General features: G+C 73.2%; 9 protein-coding genes and 1 pseudogene. 5 read left to right on the top strand and 5 right to left on the bottom strand.

Annotation, left to right across the window (positions count from 1 at the left end):
• Positions 1-5 precede the first annotated feature (5 nt).
• The 4 genes from ACZ4UB_RS27980 to ACZ4UB_RS27965 all read right to left on the bottom strand — a co-directional run bounded on the left by ACZ4UB_RS27980 (position 6) and on the right by ACZ4UB_RS27965 (position 2,510).
• Positions 6-128, bottom strand: coding sequence for a hypothetical protein (locus tag ACZ4UB_RS27980; RefSeq protein ID WP_468074268.1), 123 nt, complete (start codon positions 126-128; stop codon positions 6-8).
• Between the two features lie 11 nt (positions 129-139).
• The gene (locus tag ACZ4UB_RS27975) at positions 140-802 is read right to left on the bottom strand and encodes a hypothetical protein (protein WP_468074266.1); all 663 of its coding nucleotides are present in this window, start codon (positions 800-802) and stop codon (positions 140-142) included.
• Between the two features lie 97 nt (positions 803-899).
• On the bottom strand, positions 900-2,114 hold the full coding sequence (locus tag ACZ4UB_RS27970) for a benzoate/H(+) symporter BenE family transporter (RefSeq protein WP_468074264.1): 1,215 nt from the start codon (positions 2,112-2,114) through the stop codon (positions 900-902).
• 57 nt (positions 2,115-2,171) lie between these two features.
• Complete coding sequence (locus ACZ4UB_RS27965) at positions 2,172-2,510, bottom strand: hypothetical protein (RefSeq protein ID WP_354383814.1); 339 nt, start codon at positions 2,508-2,510, stop codon at positions 2,172-2,174.
• A 384-nt stretch (positions 2,511-2,894) separates the two neighbouring features.
• Between ACZ4UB_RS27965 and ACZ4UB_RS27960 the strand changes: the two genes are divergently transcribed.
• Positions 2,895-6,158 carry an AfsR/SARP family transcriptional regulator gene (locus ACZ4UB_RS27960; RefSeq protein WP_468074262.1) on the top strand — a complete coding sequence of 1,088 codons (3,264 nt, stop codon included), beginning with the start codon at positions 2,895-2,897 and terminating at the stop codon, positions 6,156-6,158.
• A gap of 43 nt (positions 6,159-6,201) precedes the next feature.
• Here the strand turns inward: ACZ4UB_RS27960 and ACZ4UB_RS27955 are convergent, their stop codons facing one another.
• A complete protein-coding gene (locus ACZ4UB_RS27955; protein ID WP_354383812.1) occupies positions 6,202-6,435 on the bottom strand; it encodes a hypothetical protein in 234 nt (77 codons plus the stop codon).
• 284 nt (positions 6,436-6,719) lie between these two features.
• Here ACZ4UB_RS27955 and ACZ4UB_RS27950 point away from each other — a divergent pair.
• The 4 genes and pseudogenes from ACZ4UB_RS27950 to ACZ4UB_RS27935 form a co-directional block, all read left to right on the top strand.
• Positions 6,720-6,908: pseudogene (locus tag ACZ4UB_RS27950) on the top strand (helix-turn-helix domain-containing protein); the annotation flags it as partial.
• 265 nt (positions 6,909-7,173) lie between these two features.
• Positions 7,174-8,196, top strand: a complete 1,023-nt coding sequence (locus ACZ4UB_RS27945) for a helix-turn-helix domain-containing protein (protein ID WP_468074332.1) — start codon at positions 7,174-7,176, stop codon at positions 8,194-8,196.
• Positions 8,197-8,330: 134 nt separating this feature from the next.
• Positions 8,331-14,744, top strand: coding sequence for an amino acid adenylation domain-containing protein (locus ACZ4UB_RS27940; RefSeq protein WP_468074330.1), 6,414 nt, complete (start codon positions 8,331-8,333; stop codon positions 14,742-14,744).
• Positions 14,741-15,580, top strand: coding sequence for a thioesterase II family protein (locus tag ACZ4UB_RS27935; protein WP_468074260.1), 840 nt, complete (start codon positions 14,741-14,743; stop codon positions 15,578-15,580). The genes ACZ4UB_RS27940 and ACZ4UB_RS27935 overlap by 4 nt, the downstream gene beginning before the upstream one ends.
• Positions 15,581-15,640: the final 60 nt, after the last annotated feature.

The following is a 15,640-nucleotide window of genomic DNA, read 5'->3' as shown; positions in this document are numbered from 1 at the left end:
TTTCGTCAGCCGGGGACCGGATCACCCGGCGCGGTGGGGGCGTGGACGAGCAGCTCGTCCACCGCGCCGTCGCTCGGCGCGCCCCGGGCGAGGCGGTCCGCGCGGCAGCGTTCCCCCATGATCCTCATGATCATAAGCGTCACCGCGGAGCGGTGGCGGGGGCGGTCAGTTCGCGCGCCAGCGGGGAGAGGGCCGCGCAGAAGAGGGCGGCGCCGAGCGGGATCAGGTCCAGGCTGACGGCCATCGCGGCCACGCCGAGCACCACGGCCACGGGACGCCAGGCGGCGATGCGGCGCGCGGCCGCGAGCTGCACGACGAGCCAGACCAGGCCGACGTAGAAGAGCATCGGGCCGACGGTGTAGACGGCGGGCATCACTCCTGGCTGGCTCTGGACCTGCTCGAAGAGCTGCTTCATGGCGGGCCGGTCGGCCGCGCGCAGACCCACGACGATGTCGATCACCCCCTGGGCGGTGACGGCCAACACGCCGATCAGACCGAGTGCGGTCGCGGCGCCGGCGCTGCGCCGACCGGCCGCGCCGACCGGTCCGACCAGTCGGCGCAGCCCCGAGAAGACGGCCCCGAAGAGGACGACCCCGAGGGTCATGGCGAGGTGCCCGACGGCCCAGGAGAGGTCCGGCCGGTGCTCGGGGGCGCTGAGCCGGACGGCTCCGTAGACCAGCATGCACAGCGGGCCGGCGTAGAAGGCGGCGCGCGTCAGGGCGATCCGCCGGGGGCTCCAACCCCCTTGGGTCCAGGTCATGTTGGTGGTGTGCGGGCGGTGGGTGGCTGCTCGGTCGCTCATGGGGTGATCCTGTACGCCGCGGGGTTGACCGCGTATCGGGAATCACCCCGAGCCGACCCCGACGCGCCCCTGATGACCGGTCATGGTCGCCCGGGTTTCAGGGAGCGCGCCGCAGGCCCCGCGTCACCAGCAGGGTCAGCGCCCCGGCGAGCAGCCCCCAGAAGGCGGACCCGATCCCCAGCAGGGTCACGCCCGAGGCGGTGGCCAGGAAGGTGACCACGGCGGCCTCGCGGAACGTCTCGTCGGACAGCGCGGAGGAGAGCGAGTTGGCGATGGTGCCGAGCAGCCCGAGGCCGGCGATGCCGAGGATGAGCGCGGTGGGCAGCGCGGTGAGCAGGGAGCTGACCGTGCCGCCGAAGACGCCGACGCACAGGTAGAACAGCCCGGCCCAGACTCCGGCGAGATAGCGACGGTCGGGATCCTCGTGCGCCTCGCGCCCGGTGCAGATCGCGGCCGTGATGGCGGCCAGGTTCAGACCGAAACACCCGAAGGGCGCGAGCAGGAGGTTGGTGGTGCCCGTCCACGTGATCAGCGGGGACACCGGGACCCCGCCGTACCCGTCGCCGCGCAACACCGCGACGCCCGGCAGGTTCTGCGAGGCCATGGTGACCACGAACAGCGGCAGGGCCACGCTGACGATCACCTGCCAGGAGAACTCGGGAGCCGTGAGGACCGGTTCGGCGAGCGCGAGGTGGACCAGCCCGGGCCGCAGCGATCCCTGGCCGGCCGCGACGGCCACGCCCACGACGAGCGCGAGGACGATCGCGTACCGGGGCAGCAGCCTGCGGCCCAGCAGGTAGGTCGCGAAGAGGGCGAAGACGACGGCGAAGTGGTCGTTCATGCTGCGGAAGAGGCCGGTTCCGAACTGTACGAGCACCCCGGCCAGCAGACCCGCCGCGAGCGGCACCGGGATCCTGCCCATGATCCGCTCGAACCAGCCCGTGAGCCCGCTGAGCACGATCAACGCGGCCGACACGAGGAAGGCGCCGATGGCCTGCGCCATCGTGACGCCGTGGAGCCCCGACACCAACAGGGCGGCGCCCGGGGTGGACCAGGCGGTGATGACCGGCGCGCGGTAGCGCAGCGAGAGGCCGATGCAGGTCACGCCCATGCCGACGCCGAGGGCCAGCATCCAGGAGGTGACCTCCCGGTCGTCCGCGCCCGCGGCGCGTGCCGCGGTGAAGACGATGGCGGCGGAACTGGTGACGCCCACCAGGACGGCGATCAGTCCGGCGGTGACGGCGGACGCGGGGGCCGCCGTGCGTATCGTGGTGCCGAGGGTGTTCACGGTCTTGGCCCGCAGGGTGCGCATGAGCCAAGATCGCACATCGCGCCGCCGCTCGACCAGGAAGTTTCGACCGCCCCGCCCCTACGGGTGGACGTGACCGAAGTAGCGGCGACAGTCCCGCAGCATCCCCTCGTCCGACAGGGTGAACACATCGACGAACTCGCGCCGTTCGGGGCTGAGGCCCATCACGACCACGCAGTCGCCGTCGGCGACGATGCGGTGGATCTCGTGGGTGCCGCCGGTGGCGAACCGCTCCAGTGCGCGGCCGCCCCCGGCGTCCCCGTCGAGCAGGGAGCCGTAGCCGTCGAGGTCCCCGGTGTCGAGGTAGTGGTAGGCGAGACGGGCGTGTTCGACCCCCGAGTCGGTGATGACGCGACTGGGCGGGATCCGTCCCGGGATCCGACCGGGCCGACTGTTCATGTGGGGGTCCTCTCGTCACAACGCACCCGGCGGGGTACCGGCACTCACACCGTGCGCCGCGGCCGCAACTCACGACTATCCCGGTCCTATCACCGGGAGCCCTCCACCCGCGTCCGCCTACGCGCTGACCGGCTGAAATCCGCTGTTCACACCGAGCGGCCACACCGTCACACATAATCTCCACACCATGGACAACCGAAGAGTCATTCGGGAAGACTGATCTCGGTTCTCCACCCCATCTCCGTTCACCCTTGAGCGCATCAGGCGTGCCCTCCAGCTGGGAGACTCATGACCGATTCACCCGGCGGGACGCCTTCGTCGACCCCAGACGCGCCCGTCTTCCGGATCCTCGGCCCTTTACAGGTCACGGGGTGCGGCGGGCCCGTGCGGATACCGCCGGGCCGGCAGGAGGTCATCCTCGCGGCGCTGCTGCTGGAAGCGAACCGGGTGGTCAGCACCGACTACCTGGTCGACCTGATCTGGGACGACGAGCCGCCGGACACGGCGCGCACCCAGGTGCAGATCTGCGTGTCCCGGCTGCGCAAGCTCTTCTCCACGGCGGGCATCGCGGCCGCCATCACCACCCGGCCCCCGGGGTACGTGCTGCGCACCGAAGGCGACTCGGTCGACTCGGTCGACGCGGCCGTCTTCGCCCGCCGGGTCGCCGACGCGCGGACGGCGGCCAAGGGGGGCCGTGCGGCGGAGGCCGTCGAACTGCTGCGCGCGGCCGGCGAACTGTGGCTCGGCGACTGCCTCAGCGGGGTGTCGAGCGAGACGCTGCGCAGCAAGGCGCGCCAGCTGGACGAGGAGCGGCTGACCGCTGCCGAGACCCGGATCGGGCTGGAACTCGAACTCGGCCGCCACCACCAACTGGTGGGTGAGATCCAACTGCTGGTCCACGTGCACCCGCTGCGCGAGGGCCTGCGGGGCCAGTTGATGCTCGCGCTCTACCGCTCCGGGCGGCAGGCGGAGGCCCTGGAGACCTACCGGGTCGGCCGGGAGCTGCTCATCGACGAGCTGGGGCTCGAACCGGGCGCCGAACTACGGCGGTTGGAATCAGCCATTCTCTCCGCGGAAGTCGCCCCTCCGGGGGCCCTCCCGCAGGCCGGGGGCGACCGCGCGCCGGCCACCCCGGGCTCCCTCGCGAGCGCCGCTCCCGGGCCCGCCCCGGTCGGTCCGCGTGAAGGGCCGGGCGCCGGGGAGGCGGAGGGCGTACCCGCCGCCCGCGTCGCCGCGGGCACGGCGGCGCCGGATCCGGTGACGGCCGGCGGTGCCCAGGTCAGCACGGGCGCGCCGGTGGGCATCAGCCCGTACGCGAGCGTGCGCGGCCCCGCGCCCCAAAGCGCCCCGGGGGTCGGTGGCCGACCCGCCACGGGGCCGGTCGCGGGAGCGTCCGCCGGGGGCGCGGCGGGGCCCGACACGGCCTCCGGACCGGGCCCGCAGAGCGGATACCGGGAGGAACTGCCCCGACAACTTCCGGCCGATACCTCGGACTTCGTCGGGGACGAGGAACAGATCCTGCGCATCGAGCGGACCCTGCTCGGCGCGCCGGCCGAAGGGGGCGCGGGCGGGCGCGGGCGGCGGGCCGTCGGACTCGCGGTCATCGTCGGCAAGCCGGGCACCGGCAAGTCGACCCTGGCCACGCACATCGCCCACCGGGTCAGCGAAACCGGCTTCCCCGACGGGCAGTTGTACTGCGATCTGCGCGGCACCGGCACCCCGGCCACCTCCACCGAGGTGCTGGGCCGCTTCCTGCGCGCCCTCGGCATCCCCGGCCCGGTCATCCCCGAGTCCCAGGACGAGCGCGCGGAGATGTACCGCACGCTGCTCGCCTCCCGGCGGGTGCTCGTGGTCCTGGACGACGCGGCGTCCGAGAGCCAGATCCGCCCCCTGCTGCCCGGCAGCAACAGCTGCGCCGTCCTGGTGACCAGCAGGGTCCGGCTGACCGCGCTGCCCGGCGCGCACCGGGTGGAGCTGGACGCCCTGGACACGCAGCGGTCGCTGGAGCTGCTGGTCCGGATGATCGGCGAGGACCGGGTGGCGGGCGAGGCCGTCGCCGCCGAAGCGTTGACCCGGACGGTCGGCGGGCTGCCGCTCGCGCTGCGGATCGTGGCGGCCCGGCTGGCCGCCCGCCCGCACTGGACGCTGGCCTCGATGGTGCACCGCCTCGCCAACGAGCGGCACCGGCTGGACGAGTTGACGCACGGCGAGATGACGATGCGGGCCAGCCTCTCGCTCACCCACGACGGGTTGGGCCCCGCCGACCGCAGACTGCTGCGGCTGCTGAGCCTGGCGCAGGGGCCCACCCTGCCCGGTTGGCTCGCCGGAGCGCTGCTGGACGACGACCGCCCCTTCCCCTCCGACCTGCTGGAGCCGTTGGTCGACGTACAGATGCTGGACGTGGTCGGGGTGGAGAGCACCGGCGGCTTCCGCTACCGCTTCCACGAGATCATCCGGGTCTTCGCGCGCGAGCAGCTCGCCACCCATGACGATCCGGCGGCCCAGTCGGGGGCGCTGCGCCGGATGATGGGCGGCTGGATGGCCCTGGCCGAGCAGGCCCACCGGCGCATCTACGGCGGGGACTTCACGGTGCTGCACGGCTCGGCGCCGCGCTGGGAGCCGCCGGCGAGCTGTGTGACGGAGCTGCTGGTGGAGCCGTTGGAGTGGCTCGACAGCGAGCACGCGAACCTGGTGCAGGCCGTGGAGCACGCGGCGCGCGAGAACATGGACGAGCTGTGCTGGGACCTGGCGACCACGCTGGCGACCCTGTTCGAGGCGCGCGGCTACTTCGACGACTGGGAGCGTACGCACCGGCTCGCCCTGGACGCGGTCCGCTCGGCGGGCAACAAGCGGGGCAGCGCGGCGCTGTTGAGTTCCCTCGGCGTCCTGCACCTGGGCCGCAGCCAGCACGAGGAGTCACGGGCGGCGCTGACCTCGGCGCTCGGCCTCTTCGAGGAGCTCGGCGACCGGCAGGGGTTGGCGCTGTGCCACCGCGACCTCGCGCTCCTGGAGCGGATGCGGGGCAACGAGGACCGGGCGCTCGCGCTGTACGACCGGGCGTTGCGGGACTTCGACCGGGTGGGCGACGTGGTGGGCCGGGCGATCGTACTGACCCAGAGCGCGCAGATCTGGATGCTGCGCGGGCAGAGCGCGACCGCGCAGAGCAGGCTCGACGAGGCGCTCGGCATCTACCGGTCGGTGGGGTACACGGGCGGCCAGGCCCGGACGCTGCGCCGGGCGGGGCAGTTGTTGCAGAGCCAGGGCGAACACGAGGGAGCGGTGCGCACGTTCACCGAGGTGTTGGAGCTGTGCCGGGACACCGGCGACGTGATCGGCCAGGGGCACCTGCTGCGGGACCTCGGTCAGGCGCACGCCGAGCTCGGTCGGGACGCGGCGGCGGTGGCCTTCTTCGACCAGGCGCTGTCGGTGCGGGAGCAGATCATGGATCACGGTGGCGCCGCGCTGGTGCGCCTCGATCTGGCGCGGCTGCTCTCGTCGGCCCACGGCTGCGGTGAGCGTTCCCGTTCCCGGGAGTTGCTGGAGAGCGCGGTGCGCACGTTCCGGGACCGGCGGATGGAGCCGGAACTGACGCAGGCGCGGGTGTTGTTGGGCGATGGTCCGGCGGCGGGTTCCGTCGCCGGGGCCTGACCTGCGCTGTGCCGGGTCGGCCCCAGGGGGCAGTCCCAGAGGTTCAGTCCCAGGGGTTGGTGTCCTTGCTGGCGGTCGGGGAGGGGACGACGGCCTGCGGCGCGGCGCCGTCGTCCTGACCGGCGCCGGACTTGGCGCTGCCGGGCTCGGTGGTGGTGGCGCTGCCCGTACCGCCGGTGGCGGCGTTGTCGGCGAAGGCGACCTGGGTGCCGAGTACGGCGGCGCCGGCGAGGGCGGCGGTGACGAGGGCGGTCCGCAGGGCGTGGGCGATGCTCATTCGAGGTGTCCTTCCGTCGGTGCGCTCCGGTCTTCCGGGGCGCTTCCTTCTTTCTGGACACCAACTTAGGCAGGGGTGGAATCTCCGCACCGGTCCCGCTCCTATCGTCGCGTTATCACGGGGATCAGTCCTCGTTATCGTCGCGATAACGACGCCGCGGAGCCCCGTCCCCCGGTGATAGCGGGGGACGGGCCCGCCGCGATGCCCCCGGGATAGCGCGCTGGCGAGTATGGGAATCCGGAACCGGGCCACATCACCCCAGGCCCCGCCGTTCCCCCACACCCATGCCGGGAGCGCATATGAACACGGCCACGCTGACCAGCTCGACGCAGGAATCCGCCCAGCTCGGCGCCTTGATACGGGCGCACCGCCTGCGGATCGGCCTCACCCAGCGGGAGCTGGCCGACCTCTCCACGATCAGCGTGCGGGCCATCCGCGACCTGGAACAGGGCAAGGCGCGCCGCCCCCGTACGGACACGGTGCGGCTGATGGCCGAGGCGCTGCGGCTCGGACCCCGGGCCCGTGCGGCGCTGGAGGCCGCGGCCCAGGCGGGCCGCGGGGGGGGGGGGGGGGGGGGGGCGGACGCCCCCCCCACCCCCCCCACCCCCCCCCCCCCCCCCCCCCCCCCCCCCCCTCCCCCGCCCCCCCCCCCCCCCCCCCCCCCCCCCCCCCCCCCCCGGCGCCGGGCGGGACGCCCTGACCGAACCGCCGGCGCCGCCGACCGCGCTGCACCCGCTGATGGGGCGCGACGGCGAGGTGGCGGTGCTGGCCCGCGAGCTGTCCAGTGGCGCGGAGCGGCTGGTGAACGTGGTGGGACTGACCGGGGTGGGCAAGACGCGACTGGCGCTGGAGGTCGCGGGTCGGCTGCACGGGGAGGGGATGCCGGTGCTGTGGTTCGCGTTCCCGGGCAGACCCACCGACTATCTCCCCTCAGCGGACGGGGAGTTGACGGTACGGGTCGCGGCCGCGGTCGCGGAGCTCTACGACGCCGCCGCGGCGGACGGCGCCGACGAAGGGCTCGCCGGGCTCCTCGGGGACCGGGCCGCGCTGCTCGTCCTCGACGGCGCCCCGCCCCGCGCGCCCGGCGCCGAGCGGCTCACCCGGCTGCTGCGCGACTGCCCGGGGCTGCGGCTGCTGGTCACCTCCGAGCAGCCCTGGGAGGCCCCGGGCGAGCGGATCTTCCTGCTCTCCCCGCTGGTGGTCCCGGCGCGGGACGCCGCCGAGCCGGTGGTCGCCGCCTCCCCCGCCGTGCGGGTGTTCCTGGACCACGTGCGCCGCGTGCGTCCCGAATTCGTCGCCGGACCCGCCGAGTTGGAGCGGACCGCCTTCCTCTGCCGCCGGCTCGACGGGCATCCCGGAGCACTGGCCGCCGCCGCGTCCTGGTTGGTGGTCCGCGACCTGGCCGCCCTGTGCCACGCCCTGGACGCCGACCCGGTCCCGCTGCTCGACCACCTCGGCGGAGCCGCCGGCGGCGATGCCTTCCACCGGCTGCTCTCCGACCGGATGGCGCGGCTGGCGCCCGGCCCCCGAGAGCTGCTCGCCGCCCTGTGCGCCCGCGCCGGGGAGGACTTCGAGCTGGTCGACATCACGGCCCTGACCGGCCGCAACCTCTCCGAGTGCGGCCGGATGCTGCGCGAGCTGCTGATCAGCGGGGTGGTGCGGGCCGCCCACGAGGGCGGCAGTTCCCGCTTCCGGGTGCTGGGGATCGTACGGTCCGCCTGCCCGGCACAGGCAGCATCGGCAGCTTCCCCCACCCCCTGAACTGCTTGCGGAGTGCCGTCGCAACTGCCGCCCGCGTCCCCCGCCGGGGCATTGGATGGCGCTTGGCCGGACGAGAGCACCCCGATCTGATCTGCCCCCGCCCCACCACCGAAGCGATCACGAGGAGTCCCCGCATGCCCCGCAAGCCGTCTGAACAGAGCGCCGCGCACGGGCCGGCCGCTGTGCGGCTGCCCCTGTCGGCAGCGCAGCGCGACATCTGGATGGCCCACGGGCTCGACACCACCGGTCGCCGCTACAACATCGGCGAACACCGGGAGATCCTCGGCCCCCTGGACGCCGAGCTGTTCGCCTCGTGCTGGTACCAGGTGGCCCGCGAGGCGGACGCGATGCGCATCCGCGGCACCGGCTCGGACGAGGAGGGGCTGTGGCAGCTGGTGCGGCCGGAACCGGGTGCGGACCGGCTGGTGCGGCTCGACCTGAGCGGGGAGCCGGATCCGGCCGCGGCCGCCCGGGCGTGGATGGCGGCCGAGCTGGCCCGGCCGTTCGATCTGGCCGAGGGCTGGCTGAGCCGACACGCGCTGATCAGGGCGGGCGGCGGCGTGGACGGGCCGCAGCGGTGGTTCTACTTCGGGGCCTTCCACCACCTGGCCATCGACGGCATGGGCATCGCCCTGCTGGACCGGCGGCTGGTCGAGCTCTACGAGCGGGCGGCTGCCGGGGAGCCCGCGGGGCCGAGCCCCTTCGGTTCGCTGGCGGCGGTACTGGCGGAGGACGCCCAGTACCGCGCCTCGGAGGCGGGCGCGGCCGATCGGGCCTACTGGGCCGGGCACTTGGCCGGCCTGGCGCCGACCCCGCGGCTCGGCGAGGGCCGCACCGCGCGGGAGCCGGGCGGCGCGGCCGCGCTCCCCTTCGTACGGCGGACCCTGCTGCTGCCGCCCGCGCAGGCGGACCGGCTGCGCGAGGTGGCCCGGGCGCACCGCTCGACGTGGACGATGCTGATGATCGCCCTGGTGGGGGCGTACGTGCACCGGGTCAGCGGGGCCACCGAGCTGTCGCTGGGGCTGCCGGTGACGGCCCGGTCCACCGAGCTGACGCGGCGCACGCCCGGCATGCTCTCGAACGTCATCCCGCTGCGGGTGCCGGTCGCGGAGGCGGGCACCCTCGCCGAACTGCTGGCCGTGGTGGGGGCCGAGGCCCGACAGAACCTCAAGCGCCAGCGGACCCGATACGAGGACATCTGCCGCGACCTCGGCCTCGGCGAGGCCGAGCGCCGGATCACGGCCCCGCTGATCAACATCATGGCCTTCACGCCGGGCATGCCGTTCTGCGGGCTGCCCACCACCCAGCACAACATGAGCAACGGGCCGGTGGAGGACCTGGCGGTCGGCATCTACGACCTCGGCGCGGAGGGCGGGCTGCGGATCGACTTCGACGCCTCGCCCGACGTGTGTGACGTCGAGGCGATCGCGGGACATCACGACCGCTTCGTCCGCTTCATCGCGACGGCTCTGGAGGACATCGAACGACCGCTGTCCGAGGTGGAGTTGTTGGGTGCGGCCGAGCGCCGGCAGGTCCTGGAGGACTGGACGGGCACACGCACCGAGATCGGGGAGGCCACCCTCGCCGAACGCTTCGAGGAACAGGTCCGCCTGCGCCCCGACCACACCGCGATCATCAGCGGCGCCGAAGAACTCACCTACGCCGAACTGAGCGAGCGCGCCAACCGACTCGCCCACCACCTCACCACCCGCGGCCTGACCCGCGGCCACCTCGCCGGCATCCTCCTGGAGCGCGGCACCGAATTCGCCGTCGCCCTCCTCGCCGTCATCAAGACCGGCGCCGGCTACGCCCTCCTCGACCCCGACTTCCCCGACGAACGCCTCACCACCACCGCCCACGACGCCACCCTGCACACCCTCGTCACCGACTCACGGCACGCGCCCCGCCTCCCGGGCCCCTGGACCACGACGGTGATCGACGCGGAGCGCGTCTACATCGAGGCGCAGCACACCAGGAACCCCCGGACCCCGCTCACCCCGGACGACGTGGCGTGCGTGATGTTCACCTCCGGCTCGACCGGACGTCCCAAAGGCATCCTCTCCAGCCACCGCAACCTCATCTCCACCCTCACCGCCCAGACCTACGCCACCTTCGGCCCCACCGAAACCTTCCTCCAATGCTCCCCCGTCTCCTGGGACGCCTTCAGCCTCGAATTCTGGGGAGCACTCCTCCACGGCGGCACCACCGTCCTCCAACCCGGACAACGCCCCGAACCCGCACTCATCCACACCCTCACCACCCACCACCACATCACCATGCTCCAACTCTCCTCCAGCCTCTTCAACTACCTCACCGACGAACACCCCGACACCTTCACCACCACCCACACCGTCTACACCGGCGGCGAACCCGCCTCCCCCACCCACATCCACACACTCCACCAAACCCACCCCCACCTCACCATCACCAACGGATACGGCCCCGCCGAATCCATGGGCTTCACCACCACCCACACCACACAACGAACGAACACCCCACCATCCACCATCTCCATCGGCACCCCCCTCACCAACAAACACACCTACATCCTCGACACCCACCTCAACCCCACACCCCCCGGCACCACCGGCGAGATCTACCTCACCGGCGACGGACTCGCCCACGGCTACCTCGCCCAACCCACCACCACCGCAACCCACTTCATCCCCCACCCCTACGGACCCCCCGGCACCCGCCTCTACCGCACCGGCGACCAAGCCCACTGGGACACCCACGGCAACCTCCACTACACCGGCCGCACCGACACCCAAATCAAAATCCGCGGCTTCCGCATCGAACCCACCGAAATCGAAACCACCCTCACCACCCACCCCCACATCACCCAAGCCACGCTCACGCACACGACGCACCTCAACGCCTACGTCACCACCGCCCCCGGCATCGAGCTGAGCCCGGCGGCCGTCAAGGCCTGGCTGCGGGAGCGGCTGCCCGAGCACATGGTCCCGTCCCACTTCGCGGTCCTCGACCGGCTGCCGCTCACCCCCAACGGGAAGATCGACAAGCGCGCCCTGCCCACGATCGAGGCGCCCCTGAGCACCGGCGGCCGCGAGCCGCGCACCGAGCTGGAGGAGCTCGTGCGGACCCTGGTGAGCGAGGTCCTGGAGAGCCCCGCGCCGCTCTCCATCGACGACGGCTTCTTCGACCACGGCGGCCACTCCCTGCTCGCCGCCCGCCTCGCCAACCGGATCGCCACCACCCTCGGCGTCGCCCTCACGATCCGCGACGTCTTCCAGCACCCCACCCCGGTGGCCCTGGCCCGGCACATCGCCACGGTCGGCGGCCGCCCGCCGCTCGCGCCGCTCACCGCCGCCGATCCGCGGCCCGACCGGCTGCCACCGTCCTTCGCCCAGCAGCGCCTGTGGCTGGTGTCGGACCTCGGCGGGCGGGGGACCTCGTACAACGTACCGATGGCCGTGCGGCTCGACGGCGACCTCGACGTGGCGGCGCTGCGCTCCGCCTTCGCCGACCTGGTGGCGCGCCACGAGCCGCTGCGCACCCGCTTCACGACGGTGGACGGGGACCCGTACCAGGTCGTCGATCCGCCCACGCCGACGGCGCCCGTGTTCGAGGTGCGCGCCGTGGCCCCCGGGGCAGTCGACGCCGAGCTGATCGCGGCCGCGGAGCACCGCTTCGACCTGAGCGCCGAACACCCGCTGCGGGTCACCCTCTTCGAGACCGGCGAGCAGGAGTACGCGCTGCTGGTCCTGCTGCACCACATCGCCACGGACGGCCAGTCGCTGGGCCCGCTCTTCGCGGACCTGTCCCTCGCCTACGCCGACCGGCGCGCCGGTCGGGCCCCGCGGTGGCCCGCACTCGCGGTCCAGTACGCCGACTACGCGCTGTGGCAGCGCGCGGCGCTGGGCGAGGTGCTCGGCGGCCAGCTCGACTACTGGCGCACGGCGCTCGCCGGGCTGCCGGAGGAACTGGGGTTGGTGCACGACCGGCCGCGGCCCGCGGTCACCGGGGGGCGGGGCGGGGTGGTCCGGCTGGACTTCGGCGGTGACCTGCACAAGCGGGTGGTGGAGCTGGCCCGCGCCGAGCGGTGCACGCCCTTCATGGTGCTGCACGCGGCACTGGCCACGACCCTCACCCGGCTGGGCGCGGGCACGGACATTCCCCTCGGATCACCGGTCGCGGGGCGCTCCGACGAGGCGCTCGCCCCGCTCGTGGGCTTCTTCGTCAACACGCTGGTGCTCCGGACGGACACCTCCGGCGACCCGTCCTTCCGTGAGTTGCTGGCCCGGGTCCGCGGCACCGACCTGGACGCCTTCGCCCATCAGGAAGCCCCCTTCGACCTGGTCCTCGAAGCCGTGAACCCGGTCCGCTCGCTGTCCCGGCACCCGCTGTTCCAGGTCTGCCTGGCCCTGGAGAGCGGTCCGGCCGCCGGTCCCGAGCTGGCCGGGGTCCGGGCGGGCGGCGCCGAGGCGCTGGCGACCGGCGCGGTCAAGTTCGACCTGGAGTTCCTGCTGCGGGCCGAGGACGCCACGGGGTTGACCGGCGCGGTCCTCTTCAGCTCCGACCTGTACGAGCAGGAGACCGTCGAGCGGATGGTCGCGATGCTGCGGCGCACCTTGGAACAGGTCGTGGAGTCGCCGGAAGTCGCCCTGTCCGAGGTGGAGTTGTTGGGTGCGGTCGAGCGTCGGCAGGTCCTGGAGGAGTGGACGGGCACGCGCACCGAGATCGGGGAGGCCACCCTCGCCGAACGCTTCGAGGAACAGGTCCGCCTGCGCCCCGACCACACCGCGATCATCAGCGGCGCCGAAGAACTCACCTACGCCGAACTGGGCGAGCGCGCCAACCGACTCGCCCACCACCTCACCACCCGCGGCCTGACCCGCGGCCACCTCGCCGGCATCCTCCTGGAGCGCGGCACCGACTTCGCCGTCGCCCTCCTCGCCGTCATCAAGACCGGCGCCGGCTACGCCCTCCTCGACCCGGACTTCCCCGACGAACGCCTCACCGCCACCGCCCAGGACGCCACCCTGCACACCCTCGTCACCGACACGGGACACCACGAGCGGGTCGCCGGCCCCTGGCACACCGTCCTCGTCGACCGCGAGCGCGGGGAGATCGCCGGCCGGAGCGCTCAATCCCTCGCACCGGGCCTGACCTTGGACGACGTGGCGTGCGTGATGTTCACCTCCGGCTCGACCGGACGTCCCAAAGGCATCCTCTCCAGCCACCGCAACCTCATCTCCACCCTCACCGCCCAGACCTACGCCACCTTCGGCCCCACCGAAACCTTCCTCCAATGCTCACCCGTCTCCTGGGACGCCTTCAGCCTCGAATTCTGGGGAGCACTCCTCCACGGCGGCACCACCGTCCTCCAACCCGGACAACGCCCCGAACCCGCACTCATCCACACCCTCACCACCCACCACCACATCACCATGCTCCAACTCTCCTCCAGCCTCTTCAACTACCTCACCGACGAACACCCCGACACCTTCACCACCACCCACACCGTCTACACCGGCGGCGAACCCGCCTCCCCCACCCACATCCACACACTCCACCAAACCCACCCCCACCTCACCATCACCAACGGATACGGCCCCGCCGAATCCATGGGCTTCACCACCACCCACACCACACAACGAACGAACACCCCACCATCCACCATCTCCATCGGCACCCCCCTCACCAACAAACACGCCTACATCCTCGACACCCACCTCAACCCCACACCCCCCGGCACCACCGGCGAGATCTACCTCACCGGCGACGGACTCGCCCACGGCTACCTCGCCCAACCCACCACCACCGCAACCCACTTCATCCCCCACCCCTACGGACCCCCCGGCACCCGCCTCTACCGCACCGGCGACCAAGCCCACTGGGACACCCACGGCAACCTCCACTACACCGGCCGCACCGACACCCAAATCAAAATCCGCGGCTTCCGCATCGAACCCACCGAAATCGAAACCACCCTCACCACCCACCCCCACATCACCCAAGCCACGCTCGCCACCCACCCGGACCACCACGGCACCCCGCAGCTGACGGCCTACGTCACCGCCGCCGGCCCGGACCCCGCGCCCTCCGCGCAGGACATCCGCATCTGGCTGCGCACCCTGCTCCCCGACCACATGGTCCCGGCCTTCGTCGTGGTGCTGGACCGGCTGCCGCTCACCCCCAACGGGAAGATCGACAAGCGCGCCCTGCCCGCCCCGCAGGCCGTCACCACGGTCGGCGGCCGCGAGCCCCGCACTCCTCTGGAGGAGACCGTGCGCGGCTACTTCACCGAGGCGCTGGGCGCGCCCGCGCCGCTCTCCATCGACGACGGCTTCTTCGACCACGGCGGCCACTCCCTGCTCGCCGCCCGCCTGACCAACCGGATCGCCACCACCCTCGGCGTCGCCCTCTCCCTGCGCGACATCTTCCAGAACCCCACCCCCGCCACCCTCGCCCACCGCATCGAGACCGCACGGTCCGAGGCGGACGGCGCACCGGCCGCGCCCCGCCGGGCCCGCCCCGCCCTGCGCCGCCGCACCGGCACCGACCACGAACGGAGTTCCTCATGACCAGCACCGCCTCCTTCGGCCTCGGCCAAGACCTCGGCCACGACCTCGGCCACGACGCCGACTTCCCGGCCCCGGCCCCCGACGACGTCGTCTGGGACCTGCCGGGCGAGGGTCCGCAGCGCCTGTCGCTGCTCGTCCTGCCGCACGCCGGGGGCAACGCCCACGCCTACGCCGAATGGCGCGAGCACCTGCCCGCCGACGTCCGGCTGCTGATCGGCCAGTACCCCGGCCGCGGCGCCCGGTTCGCCGAGGAACTCCCCCGCGACATCGCGGACCTGGCCGGCCCGGTCGTGGCCGCGCTGCCCGCCGGGGTCACCGAGGACCTGGTGGTGCTCGGGCACAGCATGGGCTCGCTGGTCGCCTTCGAGGTCGTACGGCTCCTGCAGGCGGCCGGGCACACGCCGCGCCACCTCGTCGCCTCCGCGTGCCGGGCGCCGTTCCTGCCCAACCCGAGCGCGGTGTACCCCGAGCGGCTCGACGACGACCAGCTGGTCGCGGCCATCAAGGAGCGCGGGGGCACGGACGACGGGATCCTCGACGAGCCGGAACTGCGCGAGATCATCCTGCCGTCCATCCGCGCGGACTTCGCCATCGACGACGTCTACCGCTGCGCCGACGAGGCGGCCCGGGTGGACTGCCCGGTCCTGGTGGTCGGCGGGGACGCCGACCCGGTGGTGCCGGCCGAGGCCCTGGAGCGCTGGGCGGAGGTCACCGACCACGACTTCGCCACCCGGATCCTGCCCGGCGGCCACTTCTACTTCCAGCAGCAGCTGCCCGCCTTCTTCGACCTGCTCTCCGGGGCCCTCGGCGCCCACGCGGCCGCCACGTCCGCGTAGCCGGTCCCGCACGCCGGGCGCGGCGACCCCGCGGCCCGCCCGCCCCCTTCCGCCCCGAAC

The organism is Streptomyces sp. NPDC028419 (assembly GCF_055565515.1).
This window is presented reverse-complemented; position numbering and strand designations above follow the sequence as displayed.